The following is a 23,035-nucleotide window of genomic DNA, read 5'->3' as shown; positions in this document are numbered from 1 at the left end:
TATAAAAGTAAAACCACTTCACATAGTGCAAAGTGGCTTCATCATTCACTTTTGAAAATCATTTAAAAATTCACGGACAGCTTCTGGTGTTTTTGCATTAGCACTGTGAAGGTGGGCTAATTTTTCACCATTTTTATAAACGAGTAGTGATGGAATTCCCATTACATTGTTTTCATCTGAAATGTTTTCGAATTCGTCACGGTCAACCTTAAACCATTGTTTGTCATTGTTTTCATCAATAATTTCATTAATGAACATGTCTAAACGTTTACAGTCTGGACACCATGTTGTCGTGAAAATCCCTACACTTACCTCATCTGATTTAATTTGCTCATAAAACTGCTGCTCTGATGTAATTTGTTTCATCTTATAACCCTCCATTTATACAATCACATTCATTATAATAAACTTTCATTTTTTATGCTTTTTATTTGCTTACTGTAACGAAGTAATGTCTTGATAGTGAGGCTTTAACACTTCCATTAAGTTGATATACACAGGCAACATTTTTATATATATTTTTGCATGCTCAACGATGGGATGATGCTCATTTGTACCTCCAACCATCTCACTGACAACATCGAAAGAATCAATCATTTTCAATCCATATAACCCCAAAACGACCGCTCCTAAACATGAGCTCTCAAAGCTCTCTGGAATGGTTACTTTCGTATTAAAGATATCAGCCATCATTTGTCGCCAAAGCGCTGAGCGAGCAAAACCTCCTGAAGCTTTCACTTCTACCGCTTTTCCACTCACCTCTTCTAACGGTTGTAAAACGGTATAAAGGTTGTACATAATTCCTTCTAAAACAGCACGAATCATGTGTTCTTTTTTATGATGAAGTGATAGCCCAATAAACGAACCTCTTGCATCTGCATCCCATAAAGGGGCACGCTCTCCGGATAAGTAGGGATGAAAAAGCAATCCTCTGGAACCAGGAGGAACAGTATCTGCCATTTGTATCATCAAATCATAAACACTCATCCCTAACCTACTCGCTATTTCTTCCTCACTATGAGCAAACTCTTCTCTTGCCCATCGTAAGATCATTCCACCGCTATTAACAGAACCACCTATCACCCAATGTCGATCGGTTAACGCATAGCAAAACGTTCTTTCCTTCGTATCAATAAAAGGTGTATTAGTCACTGTTCGGATCGCACCACTTGTACCGACTGTAACAGCTACGACACCTTTTTTAATTGCATTAAGCCCTAAGTTGGAAAGAACCCCATCACTCGCACCTACTACAAAAGGAGTATCAATTAACAGCCCCAATGTTTCAGCAATTGAAGGCTTTAATCCTGTTACAGAATGAGTGGTTGATACGACCTTTGATAATTGCTCAACCTGAATATTTGCTACTTTTAATGTTTCTTCATCCCAATTTAATAATTCTAAGTTTAACATCCCCGTTGCTGAAGCAATTGAGTAGTCAACAATGTATTCACCAAATAGCTTATAAAACACATACTCCTTGATTGAAATAAATTTATGTACTCGTTTTACTAACTCCCTTTTCTCCTCGTTTAGCTAAATTAATTTCACAAGCGGTGACATAGGGTGAATCGGAGTGCCAGTGCGGCGATAAATAAAGTGAGCAAGCTCTGTTTCTTTTAGCTGTTTAGCGTAACGTATAGCTCGCTTATCGGCCCAAGTAATACAATTAGTTAGCGGTCGTCCTTCACAGTCAACAGCGATTAAACTATGCATAGCCGCACTAAATGATACAAACTTTACGTTCTCTCGTTTCACTTGTTCTTTTCGAATAACTTGCTTAATTGTCGATAAAACGGCTGCAAAAATCTCATCTGGTTTTTGCTCTGCTGTTAATGCATCTGGTGTATAGAGCGGATATTCTACATGATGCATTTGTTTTACTTGACCATCTATTGTAAAAAGCACCGCTTTTGTACTTGTTGTTCCAATATCTACACCGATCATATAAGACATAGTGATTACCTCAACCTTCCTTCATACGTCCAATGAACCCTTCTTTTATATAAGGTTATCCGAAAGGAGAGAATTCCACCCATCTTGGCTGTTTTTTTTCAAATCAACGTCTTTATCAACCATTTTCTGTATAATAAAACACCCCTTACCTTTTTATCTTAGGCAAGAGGTATCACATAAAACTCTTTTTGTATCACTTTCAGTTATTCATTAAACTTACTCAAAATCCTTTTAGCTTTTTCTATACTTTTTGGGTCTAGTGGCTGTGTATATTGACAATTAACACGCACACCTGCACCAATACTCACTTCTTTCACATCTGTGACAGATAGAAACGCTTGCAAGTTTTCTGGCTTTAACCCTTTCATTCCTAATAATTGAAGGTTTGTATCTTTCATCCTTCTTTTCACTTTTTTAATTTGAGGGATTCCATTTAAAGCACTTTTATCAGCACCAGACGTACAAACTCTTGTAATTTGATCATATTTTAAGATGGTTTCTAGACTTTTTTCTTGATCTTTTACGTGATCAAACGATTGATTAAACGTAATATCTAACCCTTTAGATGTATGTAATAAAATGTGCAACACGCGCTCATCAATCTCTTTATCTTTATTTAAACAACCTATCACAATTCCATCTATACCTAGTTCTTTAACAATTTCAATATCTTTAATCATGGTTTGCACATCGTACTCATTATAGTGAAATGATTGGTTATGAGGTCGAATGACAACGTGAATCGGAATCCCTACTTGTTTTTTCACTTGTTCGATTAAACCGTAACTTGGTGTGAGCCCTCCTGATTCAATCCCGACGACAAGTCGAATACGATCTGCTCCACTCTCTTCCGCAATTTGTGCATCTCCTAATGTAGTGGCCATTATTTCTAATACCATTAACAACACCCTTTCATCTTTGAAGCACGATTTGTTCATTCATTTTCCCAATCATTATAGCGATAAAACACGAAAGATACCATGTACATATTTACCATCCTAAGTAAGAATTCTACTTGTTATTAAGAGTGTGAGAAATCATACCTAATCAGATCTCTTTTATATAAAAACATGCTAAGGTCTATGTGCTCATGAGAAAAATAAAGAGGGTGACGTAAAAAAGACAAATCAGGTTGTTCAAATTGTTACGAAACAAAAAAGAACATGTTAACAAAATAGCCGTTGCCTGTTTTGCATTTATTTTAGTAGGCAATGGCTATTTTATAATCTATCAGTTATCCAAATAAGCGCTTTCGCTTATTCTTCTTATTATTCGATTGCATTTGACTGTTCATCCATTCTTGTGGAGTCATCATCGGCATTTGACTTTGTATCATTTCTTGACCGTTCATCATCGGCATTTGACCCGGCATCATTTCTTGACCATTCATCATCGGCATTTGGCCCGGCATCATTTCTTGACCGTTCATCATCGGCATTTGACCCGGCATCATTTCTTGACCATTCATCATCGGCATTTGGCCCGGCATCATTTCTTGACCGTTCATCATCGGCATTTGGCCCGGCATCATTTCTTGACCGTTCATCATCGGCATTTGACCCGGCATCATTTCTTGACCATTCATCATCGGCATTTGGCCCGGCATCATTTCTTGACCGTTCATCATCGGCATTTGGCCCTGCATCATTTCTTGACCATTGATCATCGGCATTTGGCCCGGCATCATTTCTTGACCGTTCATCATCGGCATTTGACCTGACATCATTTCTTGACCGTTCATCATCGGCATTTGGCCTGGTAGCATCCCTGGCCCGCCCATCATTGGCATTTGACCTGACATCATCCCCGGTCCACCCATCATCGGCATTTGACCCGGCATCATCCCTGGCCCACCCATCATCGGCATTTGATCCGGCATCGTCCCCGGTCCACCCATCATCGGCATTTGACCGCCACAACTTGGACACCGCTGGTCAAGATGATTCATTTGTTGAAAATGTCTATTCATTTTAGAGTTCCTCCCCATTATTCATACAATGTACGATATNGGCATTTGACCTGACATCATTTCTTGACCGTTCATCATCGGCATTTGGCCTGGTAGCATCCCTGGCCCGCCCATCATTGGCATTTGACCTGACATCATTTCTTGACCGTTCATCATCGGCATTTGGCCTGGTAGCATCCCTGGCCCGCCCATCATTGGCATTTGACCTGACATCATTTCTTGACCGTTCATCATCGGCATTTGGCCTGGTAGCATCCCTGGCCCGCCCATCATTGGCATTTGACCTGACATCATTTCTTGACCGTTCATCATCGGCATTTGGCCTGGTAGCATCCCTGGCCCGCCCATCATTGGCATTTGACCTGACATCATTTCTTGACCGTTCATCATCGGCATTTGGCCTGGTAGCATCCCTGGCCCGCCCATCATTGGCATTTGACCTGACATCATTTCTTGACCGTTCATCATCGGCATTTGGCCTGGTAGCATCCCTGGCCCGCCCATCATTGGCATTTGACCTGACATCATTTCTTGACCGTTCATCATCGGCATTTGGCCTGGTAGCATCCCTGGCCCGCCCATCATTGGCATTTGACCTGACATCATCCCCGGTCCACCCATCATCGGCATTTGACCCGGCATCATCCCTGGCCCACCCATCATCGGCATTTGATCCGGCATCGTCCCCGGTCCACCCATCATCGGCATTTGACCGCCACAACTTGGACACCGCTGGTCAAGATGATTCATTTGTTGAAAATGTCTATTCATTTTAGAGTTCCTCCCCATTATTCATACAATGTACGATATTCATACCGTTTTTAATTAGGAATTCGTCCGAGATAAAATAGGCTATCCTTACTCATTTGCAAGCCTATTAAAAGTTGTACCGTTTAAAAGACTTTTTTATAATGAGCAAATATAATAACCGTTTACGTAAACTAGCTAAGAAAGGAATACTCTATATGAAGGATGTCATCATTGTATGGTTAAGAAAAGACTTACGTCTTATTGATAACCCTGCATTATTTCAGGCAATAAATGACGGGATTGCTATTCCCGTCTATATTTACGACGAACACTATGAAAATGAATGGCCATTAGGGAGCGCAAGCAAATGGTGGCTTCATCAAGCTCTCACTGACATCGAAGCTTCTATTAAGAAATTAGGAGGAAAACTAATCATAAGAAGTGGAGATACGAAGAAGGAACTTAGTCGTTTAATAAATGAACTCAAACCAACCGCTCTTTATTGGAACAGACGTTATGAATCACACGCGTTACAATACGATCAAGACGTAGAAAAAATGGTTTACTCTCAAAAGATCCATGTTAAAACGTTTAACGCTCATCTTTTACGTGAACCATGGGAGATTAAACAAAAAAATGGGAGCCCTTATAAAGTGTTTACAGCTTATTATAAAGCTTCTCAAAAGCAAAACATTCGTCATTCCGTAGGCAAAATCACTCACTTCCCTCCTAGTAAACTAGTTATCTCTACAAAGTCTGTTGATGATTTAAAATTACTTCCTACGATTGACTGGACAAGCACAATGAAGGCAACATGGGATGCAACTGAAAAAGGAGGAATTGAGTGCTTTAAACACTTTTTAACTAAAAAGCTAAGGGACTATGAACTCGGACGAGATTTCCCTTTTAAGTCTATTCATTCCGCTCTTTCACCTTATTTTGCATTTGGTCAATTATCACCACGCGTACTTTATCATTACTTGTTCAAAAAAGGAGAACAAATACAATCTCCATCCTTTAGACGTCAAATTGAAATGTTTACTCGTCAACTTGTATGGCGTGACTTTGCTTATCATCTACTTTATCACTTTCCATCTACAACAAATGAGCCGTTGAATCCGATGTTTTCAAATTTCAAATGGGAGAAGAATGAGTCTCAGCTTAACGATTGGAAACAAGGACAAACTGGCTATCCACTTGTAGATGCTGGAATGAGAGAGTTATGGAAGACAGGCTTTATGCATAATCGGGTGCGTATGGTCGCAGCTTCGTTTCTTGTTAAACATTTGCTCATTCATTGGCAAGAAGGCGCTAACTGGTTCTGGGACACACTCGTTGATGCAGATTTAGCAAATAATACATTAGGATGGCAATGGGTTGCAGGATCAGGTGCAGATGCAGCACCTTATTTTCGAATTTTTAATCCAATCACTCAATCTGAAAAATTTGATGAAGAAGGTGCTTATATTAAAAAGTGGATACCCGAACTAAAAGACATTCCAACAAAGTACATTCATAAACCTTGGGAAGCTCCTAACGATGTGTTAGAGAAAGCAAATGTTATTCTAGGATCTACTTATCCCTTTCCAATTGTTGAGCATAAAGAAGCGAGAGCTAAAGCACTTGAACGATACAATGAAATGAAAAACGAATATACAAACAAAAAGGAAGAGATAAGTACATCGTAAAGTTAAGTAAAGACTACATGTAACACCTCTTCCTTCATCAATCCGTGAACCTGACTTTATTTTATAGATAAAGAAAGTGTCAAGATGAGTTGAATTGGGTACCCCCTCCCCTTTTGACTCACTTTCCTTTTTATTGTTAATGAGTAAATGGAGGCACCATAACCCCTTTTAATTGCTTCAGGCTAATATGTAAGTGTTTTGTGTCATCCATCCCGCAATAGAAAACATCTTCTACTCGCTTTACATGTAGAGATTGCAATTGAGCGTGTAACCATTCTTCCGTTACATGAAAATAATTGAGTACATCTTTGTCCACTTTTCCATCAACAACAGCTGGTAGTTCTATCCCCCCCCTTATTCTAGGCGATACCACTTGACCTACGTTCTTCTTTTTCACGGACATTTCTCCACTCGCCTCGATAATCGCTAACTCTACATCTTCCAAAAAGTAAATTTCATGTCCTCTCAACATCTGCAGCAAATTATCAATTGAATATTCAATCTTCACCATCTGTTCGACAATGAATTGACCTTGATAAATCACAACTGTTGGTTCGAACGTTAACTTATTTCCAACTGAGCGATTTTTAATCTTTAATTTAGCTACAGTCGTTTGTAAAAGAGCAATAGCTATAATGGCGACAGCAGTATGAATATGATCAATGTTCGGGTCAGCTATATCTGCTCCCACAACCGCTCCAATTGTCATAACAATTAAAAAATCAAATACAGGCAGTTCTGCAACTGAACGCTTCCCCATCAACAATGTCACAAAAAGAAGTAACGGTAAGATGGTGACAATCCTTCCAATTACTTTTAACGAATCTAACGCAATTTCCACCTTTTTCACCTCGTTCATCCATATTGTGAGCGAGTCACACAAATATATGAATACGTGTACCTTTTGTTTATTATTTATCCCTTTCTAAATTTTATTTACATGACATTATACAGCCGTATAAAGACATTTTAAGTCATCATTCATGGATTCTAGACCGATATTTACTAATTTGATGGATGTTGATTTTTATTGAAACTTACTATATTTTTCATATAAAGGTAATGGTTTCAGTGATAGAATTGATTACATAGAACGAAAATTTTCACATCTAACTTTAAATGGGGTGAGCCAATGTCATTTTGTCAATCTTGTGGATCTTACGAAACGTATAATTTCTGTCGCTTTTGCGGACAACCTATGAAAACATCTACTACCCATAATGAAAGCCATCCATTAATGGAATTAGAAAATCACCCTTCAACAAACACAAGACATGTTATTAAAATGGTGGATATCCATGAGCTTATACTCCAACATACTCACGATCTCGTTTGTGTGATTGACATGAACGGTATATATCAATATGCTTCTCCTTCTTATGATAAGCAACTGTGTATTAATCATCAGTCTCTTATTGGTACATACGCTTTTTCTACTATTTATGAGGAAGATCGAGTACACGTGGAGAAAGTATTAGAAGCGATGTTAAAAACGAAAACAGCAGCTTCATTTGAATATAGAAAAGTCCATACAAATGGCTCTTTAGTATTGTTAGAGGGGAAGGGAATGCCTGTACTAAACAAAGAAGGAGACGTAGAAAGTCTCGTTTTTATTTCAAGAGATGTAACTGAACAACGAAAGATAGAAGCCATCATTTTAAACTCTAAAAAACTATCTGTCATTGGAGAGTTAGCAGCAAGTGTAGCCCATGAAATCCGAAACCCTTTAACAAGCATTAAAGGATTTATTCAGCTATTAAAAGAAAAGCATACCGCCCAAGATGACCATTACTATCATCTTATTATGGAAGAAGAGTTAAATCAGATTGAACAAATTGTAAAAGAGTTTATGAGTTTAGCAAAACAAGAAGCAACTCCATTTAAACAACTGAACATCATTCAACTTTTACAAGACGTCGTTTGCTCCTTTCAAGTTCAAGATCATTTTCACCATATAACATTTATAACAGAATTCGAGGCACAACAAGAATTACTTATTGAAGGACAGTATCATAAATTAAAACAAGTGTTCATTCATATTATGAAGAATTCAATTGAAGCGATCCAATCAAGTGGGCACATTACGATTAAAGTTGAAGAAACTCAAGAGAATGAAGTCATCATTTCAATTAGTGACGACGGTTGTGGAATTGATATTGAAAGAGTCAATCGAATCGGAGAGCCTTTTTATACAACAAAAGAACGCGGCGTAGGTTTAGGCCTAACTATTAGCAATAAAGTAATTAATGAACATTTTGGCACATTCAAAGTCACTAGTAAACGATTTGAAGGCACCACTGTCAAAGTGGCACTTCCACAAAAGCAAACAATGAGACAATGACAACTTCCGCCTCGTAAGTTGTGTACTAAATAAAAAACTCTCGCCTCTTTTATACAAAATGGGCAAGAGTTTTTTAGCGTTTACGATAATAATTGCATGTATAACTGATACTCATATAAAAAATAAATAAGAGCAGCAATCCCTATGTAAAAAAGAATGGTTTCTTGTGTCCCTCCCGTTTCATACGTTAATGGTGATCGTAACTTCTTTTTAAATAAAGGTGAAAACAATGGCACACCTCTCTTAGAAAAGAAATCTCCTACAATATGAAACGCATATCCTACCGCAATTCCTAATGTGAAGTTACTCGGATATTTTTGATAAAGAAGTACAAATAAAAAACAAGCTAATACTGAATGCGTAATGCCTCGATGCCCAAAAGCCGTTTTAATTAGCTTTGACAATCCAAATGACCGCCTTCCGATAAATGAATTCGGCTCATCAATATCAGGAATTAACGCTCCTATTGCAATTCCAATTACATAAGGAAAGGTAAACGAAATATCTGTTGTTGTTGCAATTCCTGCTCCGGCAGCAACTGATGTCACAATATGTGTACGATACTGCACATATGCCACCTTCTTTCCACTAAATACACACATACGTTCGCCTAGAACTTCACTATAAAATAAAATGGCAAAAATGTCAAAGAGCTCTTTTTAAAGAAACAATTGCTTTTATCGATTTGCTAAAAGATTACTCTCTAAAATTTAGTCGATTGAAAAGTAATCACTCTCTATTACATGATTGTCCCAACCAAGCTTACAAAATTATCTATTGAAAAGATAGGCCAATAAAGCCAATAACCATAATAAAAAAGCTAATCAGTGTTCGAATGGCATTTTGTTTGGCCTTTCCATCACGTTGAAAAAGTGAATAACATAACGTACTTGCGTAAACTAAAAATGCTAAAAATCCTAATAATGTCACATATGTAAACATTGCAAACCTCCACCTTTATTTACCCTATTTTACTTTATCATATCAACTAATGAGCTGCATCGAAAAAGTAAAAGTTCGTTGCTTATTTCTAGTCTGCTTCTGTATACCCTCTATCAATACGTTTAAAATTCACCTCTATTCTTAATACTAGTAATAAGGAGGGATTTTTATGCATAATCGACAAGTAGAAGATATCTTTGATTTTTACGGTTTAACACCTACCTACCTTCAATTTCGTTATCGCTTTGAAGTATTTGGACTGTTTGATTCCATTACAACAGACGTGTTAGAAGATTTTTTAACAAACTATTCGATTGAAGAATTAACATTTGAAGAATTTCATTTTTTATTCCTTTCTTTTAAACATATTCACTCTCAACTACCTTTTGCTGACTATTCCGCTCACTGATTTACTCGACAGACGACACATAATTTTCAAAAAAAGATGTGTGCGTCTGTTTTCGAAAACGTACATCGTAATGAATGTATTGATTGGCTTTTTCTTTCATCATAACTATCATATGAGACTGCAACCGTTGTGACAGTTTCACTCCCTGCTCGATTCTTTTAAAAAGAAAAACTAACATTTTTACTAAAGCGTAACAATTTATCTTGATTTCTCTTTAATTCCATAAAATGATAAGATAGAATAGTTTTAAAGAGTTACATATACATAGAGGTGAACGTATGTTAAGCGGTTGGTTTTTATGGTTTATTTTATTTTGGGTAGTCTTTTTAGTTAGTATGTTTGCAATTGGTGGATTTTTTATGTTTCGTAAATTTTTAAAACGCTTTCCAAAAGAAGATGGTATGTCTGAACTAGATTGGCAAGATTACTACTTACAGAAAACACGACATTTATGGCCAAATGATCAAAAACAATTATTAGAAGAGCTAGTAGAGCCAGTACCAGAATTATTTCGAGATGTAGCTCGCCAAAAAATTGCGGGGAGAATTGGACAGTTAGCTGTCGAAGAAAAAGCAAAGAAAATAACACAAGATTTAGTGGTACGTGGTTATATTCTAGCCACACCTAAACGTGATCATAAGTTCTTATTAAAAACACTCCACAAGAAACAAATTGATGTGGCACCTTATCATCATTTATTTTAATATTACCTACAAAAAAAAAGAACCATTAACCACGACCTTTTGCTTAAAAAAGTTGTGGTTAATGGTTCCTTTCATTCCTTTACACCAGTGGATTCCACTTATGTGAATGAAGTTGTCGCTCTATTTTTTTATAAGAATAATACATGGCGACTCTCCATGGTACAATCATCCCGAACGCTAACACCCAGAACATTCCACCAAGTTGTCCTACATCAATCGTTGCGCTTAAATATAACTTAGCCATAATGCGAATGATAAGTAAACCAATTAAAATAAACACAAATGCTTTTGAACGCTTTAAATAAATTTGATTTTCTTTCACTTCAAAGTTTGATGTTTTGATTAAAAATAGCGAAAAAATCATTCCAACAAGCAGCGCTTCAAGGACCTCAGCGGTAGTTAGGCGAAACATTGGATGAATGAACATTAACGCTCCTGTACTCATAAAAATAGGTGGTAATATAATTTTTTTAGCGTTAACTGGCTTTTTAGCCGCTTTCATACGAATAAAAAGCATCAATAAAGCCATAAAAATTGCCATAATGGTTGAAGCAATAGCCACTGAAACCCATCCTTTTCCTCATAATAAATGAATCCGCTTTAATTCCTAGAAAAAATAGGAGGACCTCACACGAGTAGAAGCTCTATCAAGGAACCTACCTATTATATTATTATAGTTTAATTAGCACAAAATGAAAATATTTGTCCTTTATTCTGACTGTGATGAAGGTACTTTTGAATGTTTCTTCGGCTTTTGCTTCTTTAACGATTTCAAGAGGAAACCACCTTTAAACTTACGTGGCTCATATGAAATGATAAACGCTTTTGGTTCATATTCTTCAATAAAAGATAACAACTCTTCTTCTCGACTTCGTTTTGTTAAAATATCTAATCGATATCGAGCACTATCTCTTCCTTCTCCATGATAAACGGTAACTCCGAACCCTTCTTGTCGTAACCGATTAATTAACTCTTCATTTTTCGTCATTAAATTCACTAAAAATGTTGTATAACCAATGGCTAGTCTTGATTCAATATAACTACCCAGAATGATTCCAATTCCAAATCCTACTGCGTACACAACCATCGCTAATGTACTTTGATCACCCGAAAACACTAATGATAACCCAAATACATATATAAGAGCTTCTAAAAAACCAAAAACAGAAGCGTACATGCTCATTCCTTTAACAAGAAAAATCGTTCTTAACGTTAAAATAGGTACATAAATTAGTTGCAAAAGTAAAATAAGTAAAATCTCTTCCAAGAAGTACACCTCTTTTTCTAAATTAAATCATGACGGTTACATTGTAACACTACCATTCTTTCAAAGAAATAGGGTTTTTTTACAAATAAAAAGCTGTTTAAGAATTTACTCTTAAACAGCTTATCTTAATACTCTATTAACAGCATCAAGGACTCTTATTTCATCAAATGGCTTGACAATAAAATCTTTTGCACCCGCCTCAATCGCCTCTACAACCATTTTTTGTTGGCCCATTGCTGAACACATCACAATTTTAGCAGATGGATCTTCTTGTTTTATTTGTTTTACAGCTTCAATTCCACTCATTTCAGGCATTGTTACATCCATTGTCACCAGGTCAGGTTGTAACGTACGATATAACTCAATAGCTTCATTTCCGTTTTCAGCTTCACCAATTACTACATGATTAGCATTACTTAAAATCGTTGTTAACGTCATTCTCATGAATCTTGCATCATCTACAATTAGTATTCTTGCCAACTTTTAGCCCTCCGCCTATATTTAATTCTGAACTAACGATATAAATAGGACTTTTTACTTATTTTTTACTTTATCAATCTTTAAAATATTTTTCAAGAAAAACATTCCGACAAGAATCGATTTAAAGAATTGAATACAAAAAAAGAGCTGTTATGTATCCAATTCTTTAAACATAAACGACTAGATAATTATTTTGAAAGATTGTTTATCTGTAGAGTAACAGAACTGCTCTCTTGAACCTATTTCGATTAAAATCCAGTAAAGCCACCAAATAAGCTGCTAGTATAAATAATAATTTTTGTCATCCAATCAAAATAAAGAACAACACCCATCCCAATCATGGCATAACCGCCAATCTTTACTATTTTCACATTATGTTTCTTAATCCATTTTACCTTCCCAATAAAGAATGACATGAGAAAGAAAGGAATTGAAAAGCCTAGCGAATAAGCAATCATGTATAACATACCGGAACCAGGATTTGTAGCAGCTAATGCAATAACTGACACAAGTATAGGGCCTGTACACGGTGTCCAACCAGCTGCAAATGCCATTCCAATTAACGATGACCCTACTAGGCCTGATGGCTTCGTAGAAAAAGTAAGTTTGCGGTCTGTCATTAAAAACTTGGGTTTAAATAAACCAATGACCACTAGTCCAAAAAAGATAATGAGAATAGCTCCTATTTGACGAATAAGGTCTTGATAATCAATAAACCAACTTCCAATTAACGAAGTTCCAAATCCAATCGCAATAAAAATACTTGAAAAGCCTAATAAGAAAAACGTCGTATGTAGTAAGCTTTTTCGTTGTAACATACCATTTTCTTCTTTTAAGTCACTCACTGATACACCTGTGATATAAGATAAAAATGCAGGATATAACGGGAGGCAACAAGGAGAAATAAATGATAAAAAACCTGCTCCAAAAGCCAACAATAAATTAACATCGTCCACAAACATTCATCTCCTTTATAAATAGTTGTCATATGACCTTATTTTCTGTTGATATCCTTTCAAAAAGTTCCATTATCTTGTATAATTAGGAAAAAGATAGGTAAAAAGGGGAACACACTGTGCTTAGACAAGATTTACTACGACAAATTGAAAAAAAACGTGAAGAACTTATCTCTATTGCAAGTCAAAATGGCTTAAATTCTCTTTCAGCTATTAAACATAGCCAAGAGCTAGACCACTTACTAAATATCTACAATCAAACTCCCTCACGCAAGGCAAACAACCTCTAAATACCTAGAGGTTGTTTTTTCTATTTTAGCATACTTTTCCTATCATAGTATGTAAATCGGTTACATTTCTGAAACTTCTTCCACCTCTTGATCGATACCGTTTTGTAGTAAATACATTTTATAGTACAAACCTTTTTGCTTAAGAAGCTCATGATGATTTCCTTGTTCCATAATTTTGCCCTTATGTAAAACAAGGATGTTATCTGCATTTTGAATAGTAGATAAGCGATGTGCAATGGCGATGGTAGTGCGTCCTCTTCTCATTTTATCTAATGCTATTTGGATTGCTTCTTCTGTTTCTGTATCAATGTGAGCAGTCGCTTCATCTAACACTAAAATTTTGGGATCTCTTGCAATAGTTCGTGCAAATGCGAGAAGCTGTCGTTGTCCGCTCGATAGCGTTGCTCCTCTTTCTACTAAAATTTCGTCGTACTGGTGAGGTAGCATGTTGATAAATGAATGTGCTTGTACGAATTGAGCAGCTTTTTCTACTTCTTGGCGACTAATTTGTTGGTTGTGTAACGTTATATTGTGGTGAACGGTATTGGCAAACAGAAACGGATCTTGTAACACAAGTCCCATATGCTTTCTAATTTCTTGATTGGAGTATGTTTTAATTGACTGTCCATCAATTAAAATATCACCCTTTTGGAGTTCATAGAATCGAAGCAATAGATTAATAATTGAACTTTTTCCACTTCCTGTATGACCAACTAATGCGACGGTTTCTCCTTGCTTAACGGTAAATGAAATATCTTTTAATACATTTCTCTCTCCATCATATGAAAACGTAACGTCTTTAAACTCCACTTCTCCCATATTTATTTTACCATCAGCATTGTTACTACCATTTGGCGCGACTTCTTTTTCATCTAACACCTGAAAGACACGCGAAGCAGCAATAATAGCCTGCTGATAAATGGATAAGCGCATCATCATTTGATTAACAGGCTCAAAAAAGCGATCTAAGTAACTAACAAACGCATAGAGAACACCAATTTCAATTGGACTGTTGATAGCAGTAATCCCAAAATAATTTAATACCATCATAATGGATAGTACGTATAACACATCCACAGCTGGACGTAATAAGAGACCATCTAACTTGATGTTTTTAATGCCAGCTTCATAATGTTCTCGATTGATTTCTTCAAACTCTTTACGTAATCTTCGTTCTTGACGAAACACTTGTATGATAGCCATACCTTGTAACGATTCATTAAGCTTCGCATTTAATTGACTCAGCTTTTCTCTCATTCTTTTATAATAGATTGAACTAAAATGACGATACGTTTTCATTAAAGCATACAAACAAGGCAATAGTACTAAACAGAAGAGTGCTAGCTTTACATCTAATATAAACATAGCTATAAAGATACCAATAAGTAGAACTCCATTTTGTAAAAAGGTAGAAATCACTTCAACGAACATATCTTTTATAGCTTCTGTATCATTGGTAATTCTAGAAATAAGGCTCCCTGTCGGTGTTTGATCAAAATATTTCATCCCTAAATGCTCTACTTTTGCGAACATTTCCACGCGCATTTCTTGAATAATTATTAACGCTATTTCCTGAAATTTTAATGACTGTAGATATTGAATGACCACTTTTGAGATTGTTAGAAAAACGTACGTAATGGCTAATAAAATTAATGGTTGTGTGTCTAAATTTCGTGGTGTTAAATAATCATCAATAAAAATTTTAATTAGTATGGGACCAATAATATCGGCTGCTGTTGTTAAGACGAGCAACGCAAACGCGAAAATAAATGCTTTTCTATGAGGATTCAGATAAGACAAAAGTCGTTTCACTATCTGGTTTTGCTTTGAATTAGATAGATGTTCATTCATTCTTTTGCCCCCCCGTGCTCTACCAATGTCTCAAGTTGTTGTCTCATAAACATGTCCTTATACCAACCGTCACATTGAATTAACTCACTATGTGAACCTTTCTGTATAATTTGACCTTGCTCTAATACAACAATTAAGTCTGCATGTTGAATTGCACTTAAACGATGAGACGTAATAATCGTTGTTCGATCTTTACGATTACTCTTTAACGATTGCAAAATGAGCTCTTCTGTCTTTGCATCAACAGCTGATAGAGAGTCGTCAAGCATGAGTAACTCTGGGTTTAATAATAAAGCACGCGCAATGGATATACGCTGTTTTTGTCCTCCGGATAAAGAAACGCCTTTTTCACCTACAATGGTTTCATACCCCTGTGCAAATTCCATAATATCTTCATGTACATTGGCAATCTTTGCTGCAAAGTAAATATCACTTAGTTTAGCATCTGGCTTTGCAAATGCAATGTTGTCCGCTACCGTGGCAGAAAATAAAAAGTGATCTTGAGGAACATAGCCAATGCTTGAACGTAGTGCTTCTACAGAATATTCATGAATGAAATTTGAGCCAAATGTAATTTCCCCCTGCTGTAAAACAAACTCACGGATAAACAGTTTTAGCAATGTCGTTTTTCCAGCACCCGTTTTTCCTACTACTCCTAATGTTTGTCCTTTCTCTAACCTAAATGATATGTCTCTAAGCGCCACATCATCATGACCTGGATAAGAAAAACAATGGATATTTACATCTAAAGCTCCTATAGGCGGTGTTTGCACTGCATTTACTAGTTCATTAATTTCTTCTTTTTCATCTAATAACGAGGCTACACGATCGTAAGAAGCTTTTCCTCTTTCAACGATATTGAATAACCAACCGAATGCGAGCATCGGCCAAATTAATAAACCTAAATACGTTGTAAATGTTACTAGCTCTCCTAAAGTTAATGTATTTTGAATTACCATCCTAGATCCAAATCCAATGGCCAATAAAAACGAAAAGCTTACAATTAGTGAAATAGTTGGGTCAAATAAGGAATCTACCTTTGCAACAGCCATATTCTTTTTCACAACATCCTTAGAGTACAGTTGAAATTCAGCAATATCTTGCTTTTCTTCTCCAAATGTTTTAATAACTTTTATACCACTTACACTCTCTTGTACCTTATCATTAAGAGATGAGAACGATTCTTGTGCTGCATGGAAACGTTTATGTAATAACTTTCCATAATAACTAGTCGATAAAGCCATAAAAGGCATTGGCAATAAGCTTATTAACGTTAACTTCCAACTGATTGTAAAAGCCATTGTAATAAGAACAAACCCACCGGTCATGACAGAATCTACTAATGTTAAGACACCTACCCCTGCTGTTTGCTGAATAGCTTGCAAATCATTTGTCGCATGGGCCATTAAATTCCCTGTTCGTTTTCGCTGGTAAAACGATTGTGGCATTTTTGTAAAGTGTTCATATAAATTATTTCGTAATTGTCTTGCCAGTTTGACAGACGTACCAAAAATCATAATTCGCCATATGTATCGAGCGATATACGTTACAGTTAGAACCGTCAATAATACGAAAGAAATGCGCCATAAAAAGTCAGTCGTAATGGAGTTACTTTGTATCTTGTCCACAACATAACCAATGACCTTAGGCGGAATTAAACCCAATGCGGCTACTAGAGCCAACAATAGAACACCTATTAGGTAGGATCGTTTTTCTTGTTTAAAAAACCACCATAAATCTTTAAAAACACTCATAAATCCTCCTTTTTTTATTTATTCTGACATCTCAAAATATAATGAAAGACACCCTGCGATTTGAGAGTGCCTGTCCAATGAACGGTTATTTAATTTGACTGTTCATGGCTTTCATCATTTGATTGATTTTCTTTTGCGATGGTTTCATACCCATTTGCATCATCATCATTTTTAACATCTGTTCGTTAATAGGTGGATTTTTCTTTAGATAGCTCATCATATACTTACGAGCAATGAAAAATCCTAGCGCGACTCCAGCAAGTAATGCTAGAACACCGACTAGAATAAGTTGCCACATATTACTATTTCCTCCTTCATGTTGTCTACATTACAGTGTACTAAACCACTCGTTATTATACAATATTTCCTTTTCAATTTCTTTAAATATTTATACAAAATTCCTTTTTTTAATGGGTCTTAACCATCCATACTGCTTAGAATCAAAATCAACGGCCAAAAAATACTTATCATACTTTCTTAAAACTTCAAAAAAAGCGGTATCAGCGTCCACAGAACCATCTGCTTTTATAACAATTGCTTGTTCCTTTGCTTGCAACGTTGCTCGGCTTTTTTTATCTGGAAGTAGAAGGCTACACTTATTTTGATTCATATGAAAGTGATCTTTTCCCGAAAAAGTTTGCTCTAAAGCTGATTTGATGGACTGAAGAGGAATTGATTTTGTGATATATTTTACCTGTTTTTCTATGTATTCATGCTCATCAGAATGATTGGTTTTATACGCTAGGAATAAATCATAAAGAAACGATTCTCTTCTAAAATAATGCATGGCTACTTCCTCTTGCAATAAAAACACGTAAAATGTTCTCATCATCTCGCTCCCTTCCCCATCTATATATCATCCTTAGCTAGCTTCCTATACGATTATTATAACTTGTCGATAAAAAAATACTTGTCTATTTACGGAAAAATCATCCACTTTTTTTGTCGAATTTTACAAAGGCTATCTAAAAATGATAAGGTGCTATTCGCTTTTGTGGCTAACAGCAATCTTTTTTATACAGTTGCGCAAATACAACCGGTAAGATTTACATAGTAAAATCCCTTGCTTATCTAACCTTTGTTTTCGGATAGTGTATGCAAGGGATTTTACAAAAAATGCGAAACAGAGAGATTTTCACTCTATTTCACATCTTATTTTTCGTTTAGTTCATTAATGCTTTTACTTTTGCTACTACGTTTTCTACAGTGAATCCGTACTCTTTCATAATAACTTCACCTGGAGCTGATGCACCAAAGCCGTCAATAGCTAAAATAGCACCTTCGTCTCCAACATAACGCTCCCAACCTAACGGATTCGCCATCTCAATTGCTAAGCGTTTCTTAATAGATTTAGGAATTACACTGTTTTTATATTCAGCTGATTGTTTTTCAAAACGATCCCATGCTGGCATACTTACAACAGATACGTGAATACCTTCTGTTGCAAGAGCTTTTTGTGCCTCAACAGCTAAGCTTACTTCAGAGCCTGTTGCTAAAATTAATGCATCAGCTTCTTCTTTATCTGCTTTTGATACAACATACGCACCTTTTGATACGCCATCATAAGCATTCTCTTTCGTACCTTCAAGCGTTGGTAAGTTTTGACGCGTTAGAACAAGCGCTGTTGGTGTATCCGTTGACTCAATCGCTAAACGCCATGCTGCGGCTGTTTCATTAGCATCAGCAGGACGCATAACCGAAAGACCAGGCATTGCACGTAAAGATGGTAACTGCTCAATTGGCTCATGTGTTGGACCATCTTCACCAACTGCGATACTGTCATGCGTAAACACATACGTTACAGGTAGCTTCATTAATGCTGCTAAACGAATAGCTGGACGAAGGTAATCTGAGAATACGAAGAACGTACCACCAAATACTTTTAAACCTCCGTGAAGCGCCATTCCGTTTAAAGCTGCTCCCATAGCAAATTCACGTACACCGAACCAAATATTGCGGCCACTGTAATCTTCTGCTGTGAAATCGCCAGAACCTTTAATCATTGTTTTGTTTGATCCAGCTAAATCTGCTGATCCACCAAAGAAGTGAGGAACTGCTTGTGCCACTGCATTTAGTGCTTCACCAGAAGATGCACGACTTGCTAAACTGCTACCTACTTCATATGCTGGTAATGATGTTTCCCAACCTTCTGGAAGCTTGTTAGCTGTTGCTACTTCAAATTGTGCTGCTAATTCTGGATAGTTTTCTTTATATTGTGCAAATAATTCGTTCCACTCTTTTTCTTTCTTTTGACCATTTTCAACAATTGTTTGGTTAAAGTGATCATATACTTCATTTGGTACATGGAAGTCTTGTTCAAATGTCCAAGCATATGCTTCTTTTGTTAATTTTAGTTCATCAGCCCCAAGCGGTGCACCATGAACACCTGAAGTACCAGCGCGGTTTGGTGAACCATAACCAATGACTGTTTTTACTTCAATTAAAGTCGGACGACTTACGTCTGACTTCGCTTCTTCAAGCGCCTTAGCAATTTCTTCTAAGTTGTTTCCATCTTCTACACGGACTACTTGCCACCCATAAGCTTTAAAACGATCTTCTACACTTTCAGAGAATGAGCGATCAAGATCTCCATCTAATGAAATATCGTTTGAATCATAAAGCACAACTAAACGTCCTAATTTGAGGTGAGCCGCTAATGATGCTGCTTCAGCTGATACACCTTCCATTAAGTCACCATCCCCACAAATGCTATATGTAAAGTGGTCGACAATGTTAAAGTTGTCTTTATTATAAGTAGCAGCTAAATGACGCTCTGCCATCGCCATCCCAACTGCTGTTGCGACACCTTGTCCTAATGGTCCTGTTGTCGCTTCAACACCTGGTGTGTGTCCATATTCAGGGTGTCCTGGTGTTTTACTTCCCCATTGACGGAACCCTTTTAAATCATCCATTGATACATCATAGCCAGCTAAGTGTAACAAGCTATATAGTAAAGCGGAACCATGTCCTGCTGATAATACAAAACGGTCTCTGTTAAACCATTCTGGGTTTTTAGGATTATGGTTCATAAATTGTGTCCATAAAGAATAAGCCATCGGTGCAGCACCCATTGGCATTCCTGGATGTCCTGAATTCGCTTTCTCAATTGCATCAATTGATAATGTACGAATTGTTGCAATTGAAAGGTCTTCAATACGTTGTGTCATATCTCTTCATTCCTTTCAAAACTATGTATATATGTAATCATACTAATGATTGATTCATTTGTACAATAGTTCACTTAAATTAATTAACACTTTTACATTTTTCGTGATATAAAACAAAAATATACAAAAAAACTACAGGTACTTTGTGTCTTCCCCATAGCTTTTATTGAAACATCTTAATGTAGTCGTTTTTTCTTACTATCTTTTAGCTTCTTTGGTGTCACATCATTCCCTTTTTCATCAACAACTTTAATCGTATGAAGATGATTTGTCATTGACTGTCGGAATGTTTTTAAATATTCTTGACGAAGCTCTTGTTGTTCCATTTTCTCTTCCGCTGTTAAACCTTCTGCTTTTGACTTTTTCGAAAGAGCATTAATACGTGCAATTTTATCTTGTGAAAGCATAATGCGATAACTCCTTATTTGTACAGATAATATGTAGTCATCTTACTAAAAGGATGTTTATTTAGCAAGTTATTCACTTTCTTTTCCTTCAAAATACTCTTGATAACGTCTATGAACAGTGGCTTTTGATATATTATAACCAAATCCCTTCAAAGTCGCTGCTATCTCTGCAAAGGTCAGCTTATTATGTCGAAGGCGAACGATTTCTTCAATAGGAGCTTCCTTACGATCACGTCCAGAATTGAGGTGTTGGTTTTTTAAGTTTCGTTCTGGTTTATACCCATTCTGTACAGCTCGTTTCATGCCTCGCTTAATTTTTGCATTATGTAATTTACGTTGATATTCTTCTACAATGCTGATAATCTCTAAAACCATCGAATCTGATTCTGATAATTGTAACTCTCCTTGATGACTAATAGTAAAAATGCTTGTTTTCTCTTTTTGTAAACAATGTAAAATGGCAATTCGTGCATGCCCTCGCCCTAGCCTTGTTTCATCTTGTACTAGTAAGATGTTTATATCTTCGTCCTTTAAGAGTTGCAACACTTCAAGAATACCATCTCGATCTACTTCGTAACCGCTCGCTTTTTCTTCAATCACTCTCTCAATCGTAAAAGAGTACTTTTCTGCTAATTGTAGCAACTCTTCTTTTTGGCGTATAAGAGATGTTTCTTGTGTATCTTTTTCTGTGCTTACTCGACAATAAATTATTGCTTTCATTTTCTCACAACCTTTATTTTTCCTTTAATGCATATGTAGAATCATAGTTCACTTTTTCTTTTAATACAGGTATGTATAATTGTTCTCCTGGAGTAAGATTCTCTACTTTCATCCTATTCAATTCATTCATTTCTTCCACCCACTGTATAAACTCAGAATATGAGAATTCATGGTGCTTCTCATATTCTACTGCTAGTCCCCACAATGTATCACCATGTGAAATAGTGACTGTTGTATAATCATTTAAATCGACGCTTTTATCACTCATTACAAACATCAATGTACATGTTAATGCTCCTATTATAATAAAAAATCCACTATAATGTTTAATAGATTCCACGTAGTGTTTCATTACCATAGCCCCCTATCAGAATATATGTTCTCATTTTATTTCGAACACTTGTTTTGTGTCAAGAGTATTTTCGAACTTATGTTTGTATTTTCTATATAGCCATGTTATAATAAAATCACCGAATAGCTAATATGGGGTGTTATATTATGAAGCTATCAAAACGACAACAAGATATATTGAATTTTATAAAGCAAGAAGTAAAAGTAAAAGGATATCCACCTTCTGTGCGAGAGATTGGTGAAGCAGTTGGATTAGCTTCAAGTTCAACTGTGCACGGACATCTAGCAAGACTAGAGAGCAAAGGTCTGATTCGCAGAGATCCAACAAAGCCAAGAGCGATCGAGATTTTGGATTTAGATGAGAGTGCAACAGTTCCAAGAAGTAATGTTGTAAATATTCCAGTTATCGGGAAAGTAACAGCTGGTTTACCTATTACAGCGATTGAAAATGTAGAAGAATATTTTCCTCTTCCTGATAAATATGTAGCACCAGATGATCAAGTATTCATGCTTGAAATTATGGGTGATAGTATGATTGAAGCAGGAATTCTAGATGGTGATATGGTCATTGTTCGCCAACAAAACACAGCAAACAATGGTGATATTGTTGTAGCCATGACAGAAGAAGATGAAGCGACTGTTAAGCGCTTCTTTAAAGAGTCTACATTCATTCGCTTACAACCAGAAAACTCTACAATGGAGCCTATTATCTTACACAACGTCACGATTCTCGGAAAAGTCATTGGTGTATATCGTAATATTCATTAATTAACAAAAGCCCAAGTTGTTTATATGCGACTTGGGCTTTTGTTAATGAGTAAATGTAAATCAATAGTGGAATGTATACAAGAAGCTTACGTCATCATTAATAACGCCTTTGTTGTTTGAATTATTTTACTTTTCACCTTCATCTTCACACACCTATCTAAACATGATATGATACTTTAGATTTTGTAAATAAGAACCATCTATGTAACTGTAATCAACGGTTGTAAAATACTCAATAACAACGGTTTTAAATTCCTCAAAAATA

At 36.2% G+C, this 23,035-nt stretch carries 24 protein-coding genes and 1 pseudogene; 6 read left to right on the top strand and 19 right to left on the bottom strand.

Annotated features, from left to right (window positions below; translation table 11 throughout):
- Positions 1-45: 45 nt before the first annotated feature.
- From DIS06_RS03575 to DIS06_RS03560, 4 genes and pseudogenes are all read right to left on the bottom strand, one after another.
- The gene (locus DIS06_RS03575) at positions 46-366 is read right to left on the bottom strand and encodes a thioredoxin family protein (protein WP_110111900.1); all 321 of its coding nucleotides are present in this window, start codon (positions 364-366) and stop codon (positions 46-48) included.
- Between the two features lie 69 nt (positions 367-435).
- Positions 436-1,947: pseudogene (gntK, locus tag DIS06_RS03570) on the bottom strand (gluconokinase).
- 212 nt (positions 1,948-2,159) lie between these two features.
- Positions 2,160-2,855: a copper homeostasis protein CutC gene (locus DIS06_RS03565; RefSeq protein WP_110111899.1), complete on the bottom strand. Its 696-nt coding sequence runs from the start codon at positions 2,853-2,855 to the stop codon at positions 2,160-2,162.
- A 335-nt stretch (positions 2,856-3,190) separates the two neighbouring features.
- The gene (locus DIS06_RS03560; protein WP_110111898.1) at positions 3,191-3,925 is read right to left on the bottom strand and encodes a polyadenylate binding domain-containing protein; all 735 of its coding nucleotides are present in this window, start codon (positions 3,923-3,925) and stop codon (positions 3,191-3,193) included.
- Positions 3,926-4,890: 965 nt separating this feature from the next.
- On the opposite strand from DIS06_RS03560, the gene DIS06_RS03550 reads away from it, so the two are divergent.
- On the top strand, positions 4,891-6,363 hold the full coding sequence (locus DIS06_RS03550) for a cryptochrome/photolyase family protein (protein WP_110111896.1): 1,473 nt from the start codon (positions 4,891-4,893) through the stop codon (positions 6,361-6,363).
- Positions 6,364-6,499: 136 nt separating this feature from the next.
- On the opposite strand, the gene DIS06_RS03545 is transcribed toward DIS06_RS03550, so the two are convergent.
- Complete coding sequence (locus DIS06_RS03545) at positions 6,500-7,204, bottom strand: DUF421 domain-containing protein (protein ID WP_239421833.1); 705 nt, start codon at positions 7,202-7,204, stop codon at positions 6,500-6,502.
- 291 nt (positions 7,205-7,495) lie between these two features.
- Between DIS06_RS03545 and DIS06_RS03540 the strand changes: the two genes are divergently transcribed.
- Positions 7,496-8,704, top strand: coding sequence for an ATP-binding protein (locus DIS06_RS03540; RefSeq protein ID WP_110111894.1), 1,209 nt, complete (start codon positions 7,496-7,498; stop codon positions 8,702-8,704).
- 80 nt (positions 8,705-8,784) lie between these two features.
- On the opposite strand, the gene DIS06_RS03535 is transcribed toward DIS06_RS03540, so the two are convergent.
- Together DIS06_RS03535 and DIS06_RS20305 are read right to left on the bottom strand one after the other, a co-directional pair.
- Positions 8,785-9,273 (bottom strand): metal-dependent hydrolase, encoded by a 489-nt coding sequence (locus DIS06_RS03535; RefSeq protein ID WP_110111893.1) that lies wholly within the window; start codon positions 9,271-9,273, stop codon positions 8,785-8,787.
- A gap of 205 nt (positions 9,274-9,478) precedes the next feature.
- Positions 9,479-9,646: a hypothetical protein gene (locus DIS06_RS20305; protein WP_204166743.1), complete on the bottom strand. Its 168-nt coding sequence runs from the start codon at positions 9,644-9,646 to the stop codon at positions 9,479-9,481.
- Between the two features lie 169 nt (positions 9,647-9,815).
- On the opposite strand from DIS06_RS20305, the gene DIS06_RS03530 reads away from it, so the two are divergent.
- Positions 9,816-10,055 (top strand): hypothetical protein, encoded by a 240-nt coding sequence (locus tag DIS06_RS03530; protein ID WP_110111892.1) that lies wholly within the window; start codon positions 9,816-9,818, stop codon positions 10,053-10,055.
- 278 nt (positions 10,056-10,333) lie between these two features.
- Positions 10,334-10,759 (top strand): DUF2621 domain-containing protein, encoded by a 426-nt coding sequence (locus DIS06_RS03525; RefSeq protein ID WP_110111891.1) that lies wholly within the window; start codon positions 10,334-10,336, stop codon positions 10,757-10,759.
- A 79-nt stretch (positions 10,760-10,838) separates the two neighbouring features.
- Here the strand turns inward: DIS06_RS03525 and DIS06_RS03520 are convergent, their stop codons facing one another.
- The 4 genes from DIS06_RS03520 to DIS06_RS03505 all read right to left on the bottom strand — a co-directional run bounded on the left by DIS06_RS03520 (position 10,839) and on the right by DIS06_RS03505 (position 13,462).
- Positions 10,839-11,321 carry a CcdC family protein gene (locus DIS06_RS03520; protein ID WP_110111890.1) on the bottom strand — a complete coding sequence of 161 codons (483 nt, stop codon included), beginning with the start codon at positions 11,319-11,321 and terminating at the stop codon, positions 10,839-10,841.
- Positions 11,322-11,468: 147 nt separating this feature from the next.
- Positions 11,469-12,026, bottom strand: a complete 558-nt coding sequence (locus DIS06_RS03515; protein WP_110111889.1) for a DUF2179 domain-containing protein — start codon at positions 12,024-12,026, stop codon at positions 11,469-11,471.
- Positions 12,027-12,146: 120 nt separating this feature from the next.
- Positions 12,147-12,506 (bottom strand): response regulator, encoded by a 360-nt coding sequence (locus DIS06_RS03510; RefSeq protein ID WP_110111888.1) that lies wholly within the window; start codon positions 12,504-12,506, stop codon positions 12,147-12,149.
- A 248-nt stretch (positions 12,507-12,754) separates the two neighbouring features.
- The gene (locus tag DIS06_RS03505) at positions 12,755-13,462 is read right to left on the bottom strand and encodes a cytochrome c biogenesis CcdA family protein (protein WP_110111887.1); all 708 of its coding nucleotides are present in this window, start codon (positions 13,460-13,462) and stop codon (positions 12,755-12,757) included.
- Between the two features lie 119 nt (positions 13,463-13,581).
- Between DIS06_RS03505 and DIS06_RS03500 the strand changes: the two genes are divergently transcribed.
- Positions 13,582-13,752 (top strand): aspartyl-phosphate phosphatase Spo0E family protein, encoded by a 171-nt coding sequence (locus DIS06_RS03500; protein ID WP_110111886.1) that lies wholly within the window; start codon positions 13,582-13,584, stop codon positions 13,750-13,752.
- A gap of 60 nt (positions 13,753-13,812) precedes the next feature.
- Here DIS06_RS03500 and DIS06_RS03495 read toward each other — a convergent pair whose 3' ends face one another.
- The 8 genes from DIS06_RS03495 to yneA all read right to left on the bottom strand — a co-directional run bounded on the left by DIS06_RS03495 (position 13,813) and on the right by yneA (position 22,003).
- Complete coding sequence (locus tag DIS06_RS03495; protein ID WP_110111885.1) at positions 13,813-15,603, bottom strand: ABC transporter ATP-binding protein; 1,791 nt, start codon at positions 15,601-15,603, stop codon at positions 13,813-13,815.
- On the bottom strand, positions 15,600-17,357 hold the full coding sequence (locus tag DIS06_RS03490; protein ID WP_110111884.1) for an ABC transporter transmembrane domain-containing protein: 1,758 nt from the start codon (positions 17,355-17,357) through the stop codon (positions 15,600-15,602). Before DIS06_RS03490 ends, DIS06_RS03495 begins: the two co-directional genes overlap by 4 nt.
- Before the next feature lie 85 nt (positions 17,358-17,442).
- On the bottom strand, positions 17,443-17,655 hold the full coding sequence (locus DIS06_RS03485; RefSeq protein WP_110111883.1) for a YneF family protein: 213 nt from the start codon (positions 17,653-17,655) through the stop codon (positions 17,443-17,445).
- 90 nt (positions 17,656-17,745) lie between these two features.
- A complete protein-coding gene (gene sirA, locus DIS06_RS03480) occupies positions 17,746-18,186 on the bottom strand; it encodes a sporulation inhibitor of replication protein SirA (protein WP_162595864.1) in 441 nt (146 codons plus the stop codon).
- A gap of 334 nt (positions 18,187-18,520) precedes the next feature.
- Complete coding sequence (tkt, locus tag DIS06_RS03475) at positions 18,521-20,524, bottom strand: transketolase (protein WP_110111881.1); 2,004 nt, start codon at positions 20,522-20,524, stop codon at positions 18,521-18,523.
- 176 nt (positions 20,525-20,700) lie between these two features.
- A complete protein-coding gene (locus DIS06_RS03470; RefSeq protein ID WP_110111880.1) occupies positions 20,701-20,931 on the bottom strand; it encodes a DUF896 domain-containing protein in 231 nt (76 codons plus the stop codon).
- Positions 20,932-21,000: 69 nt separating this feature from the next.
- Positions 21,001-21,651 carry a YneB family resolvase-like protein gene (locus DIS06_RS03465; protein ID WP_110111879.1) on the bottom strand — a complete coding sequence of 217 codons (651 nt, stop codon included), beginning with the start codon at positions 21,649-21,651 and terminating at the stop codon, positions 21,001-21,003.
- A gap of 13 nt (positions 21,652-21,664) precedes the next feature.
- A complete protein-coding gene (gene yneA / locus DIS06_RS03460) occupies positions 21,665-22,003 on the bottom strand; it encodes a cell division suppressor protein YneA (protein WP_162595863.1) in 339 nt (112 codons plus the stop codon).
- A gap of 143 nt (positions 22,004-22,146) precedes the next feature.
- On the opposite strand from yneA, the gene lexA reads away from it, so the two are divergent.
- Positions 22,147-22,770 carry a transcriptional repressor LexA gene (gene lexA, locus DIS06_RS03455; protein WP_110111946.1) on the top strand — a complete coding sequence of 208 codons (624 nt, stop codon included), beginning with the start codon at positions 22,147-22,149 and terminating at the stop codon, positions 22,768-22,770.
- Positions 22,771-23,035: the final 265 nt, after the last annotated feature.

The sequence above is a fragment of the Bacillus sp. CGMCC 1.16541 genome (assembly GCF_003184905.1).
Lineage (GTDB): Bacteria > Bacillota > Bacilli > Bacillales > Bacillaceae_H > Priestia.
This window is presented reverse-complemented; position numbering and strand designations above follow the sequence as displayed.

Bases quoted from the DNA above. Each gene is read 5' to 3' on its own strand.
- sirA (WP_162595864.1), bottom strand. From the start codon at position 18,186: ATGAGAACATTTTACGTGTTTTTATTGCAAGAGGAAGTAGCCATGCAT.
- DIS06_RS03565 (WP_110111899.1), bottom strand. From the start codon at position 2,855: ATGGTATTAGAAATAATGGCCACTACATTAGGAGATGCACAAATTGCG.
- DIS06_RS03470 (WP_110111880.1), bottom strand. From the start codon at position 20,931: ATGCTTTCACAAGATAAAATTGCACGTATTAATGCTCTTTCGAAAAAG.
- DIS06_RS03485 (WP_110111883.1), bottom strand. From the start codon at position 17,655: ATGTGGCAACTTATTCTAGTCGGTGTTCTAGCATTACTTGCTGGAGTC.
- DIS06_RS03465 (WP_110111879.1), bottom strand. From the start codon at position 21,651: ATGAAAGCAATAATTTATTGTCGAGTAAGCACAGAAAAAGATACACAA.
- yneA (WP_162595863.1), bottom strand. From the start codon at position 22,003: ATGAAACACTACGTGGAATCTATTAAACATTATAGTGGATTTTTTATT.
- DIS06_RS03490 (WP_110111884.1), bottom strand. From the start codon at position 17,357: ATGAGTGTTTTTAAAGATTTATGGTGGTTTTTTAAACAAGAAAAACGA.
- DIS06_RS03550 (WP_110111896.1), top strand. From the start codon at position 4,891: ATGAAGGATGTCATCATTGTATGGTTAAGAAAAGACTTACGTCTTATT.
- DIS06_RS20305 (WP_204166743.1), bottom strand. From the start codon at position 9,646: ATGTTTACATATGTGACATTATTAGGATTTTTAGCATTTTTAGTTTAC.
- DIS06_RS03530 (WP_110111892.1), top strand. From the start codon at position 9,816: ATGCATAATCGACAAGTAGAAGATATCTTTGATTTTTACGGTTTAACA.
- DIS06_RS03495 (WP_110111885.1), bottom strand. From the start codon at position 15,603: ATGAATGAACATCTATCTAATTCAAAGCAAAACCAGATAGTGAAACGA.
- DIS06_RS03560 (WP_110111898.1), bottom strand. From the start codon at position 3,925: ATGAATAGACATTTTCAACAAATGAATCATCTTGACCAGCGGTGTCCA.
- DIS06_RS03540 (WP_110111894.1), top strand. From the start codon at position 7,496: ATGTCATTTTGTCAATCTTGTGGATCTTACGAAACGTATAATTTCTGT.
- tkt (WP_110111881.1), bottom strand. From the start codon at position 20,524: ATGACACAACGTATTGAAGACCTTTCAATTGCAACAATTCGTACATTA.
- DIS06_RS03575 (WP_110111900.1), bottom strand. From the start codon at position 366: ATGAAACAAATTACATCAGAGCAGCAGTTTTATGAGCAAATTAAATCA.
- DIS06_RS03525 (WP_110111891.1), top strand. From the start codon at position 10,334: ATGTTAAGCGGTTGGTTTTTATGGTTTATTTTATTTTGGGTAGTCTTT.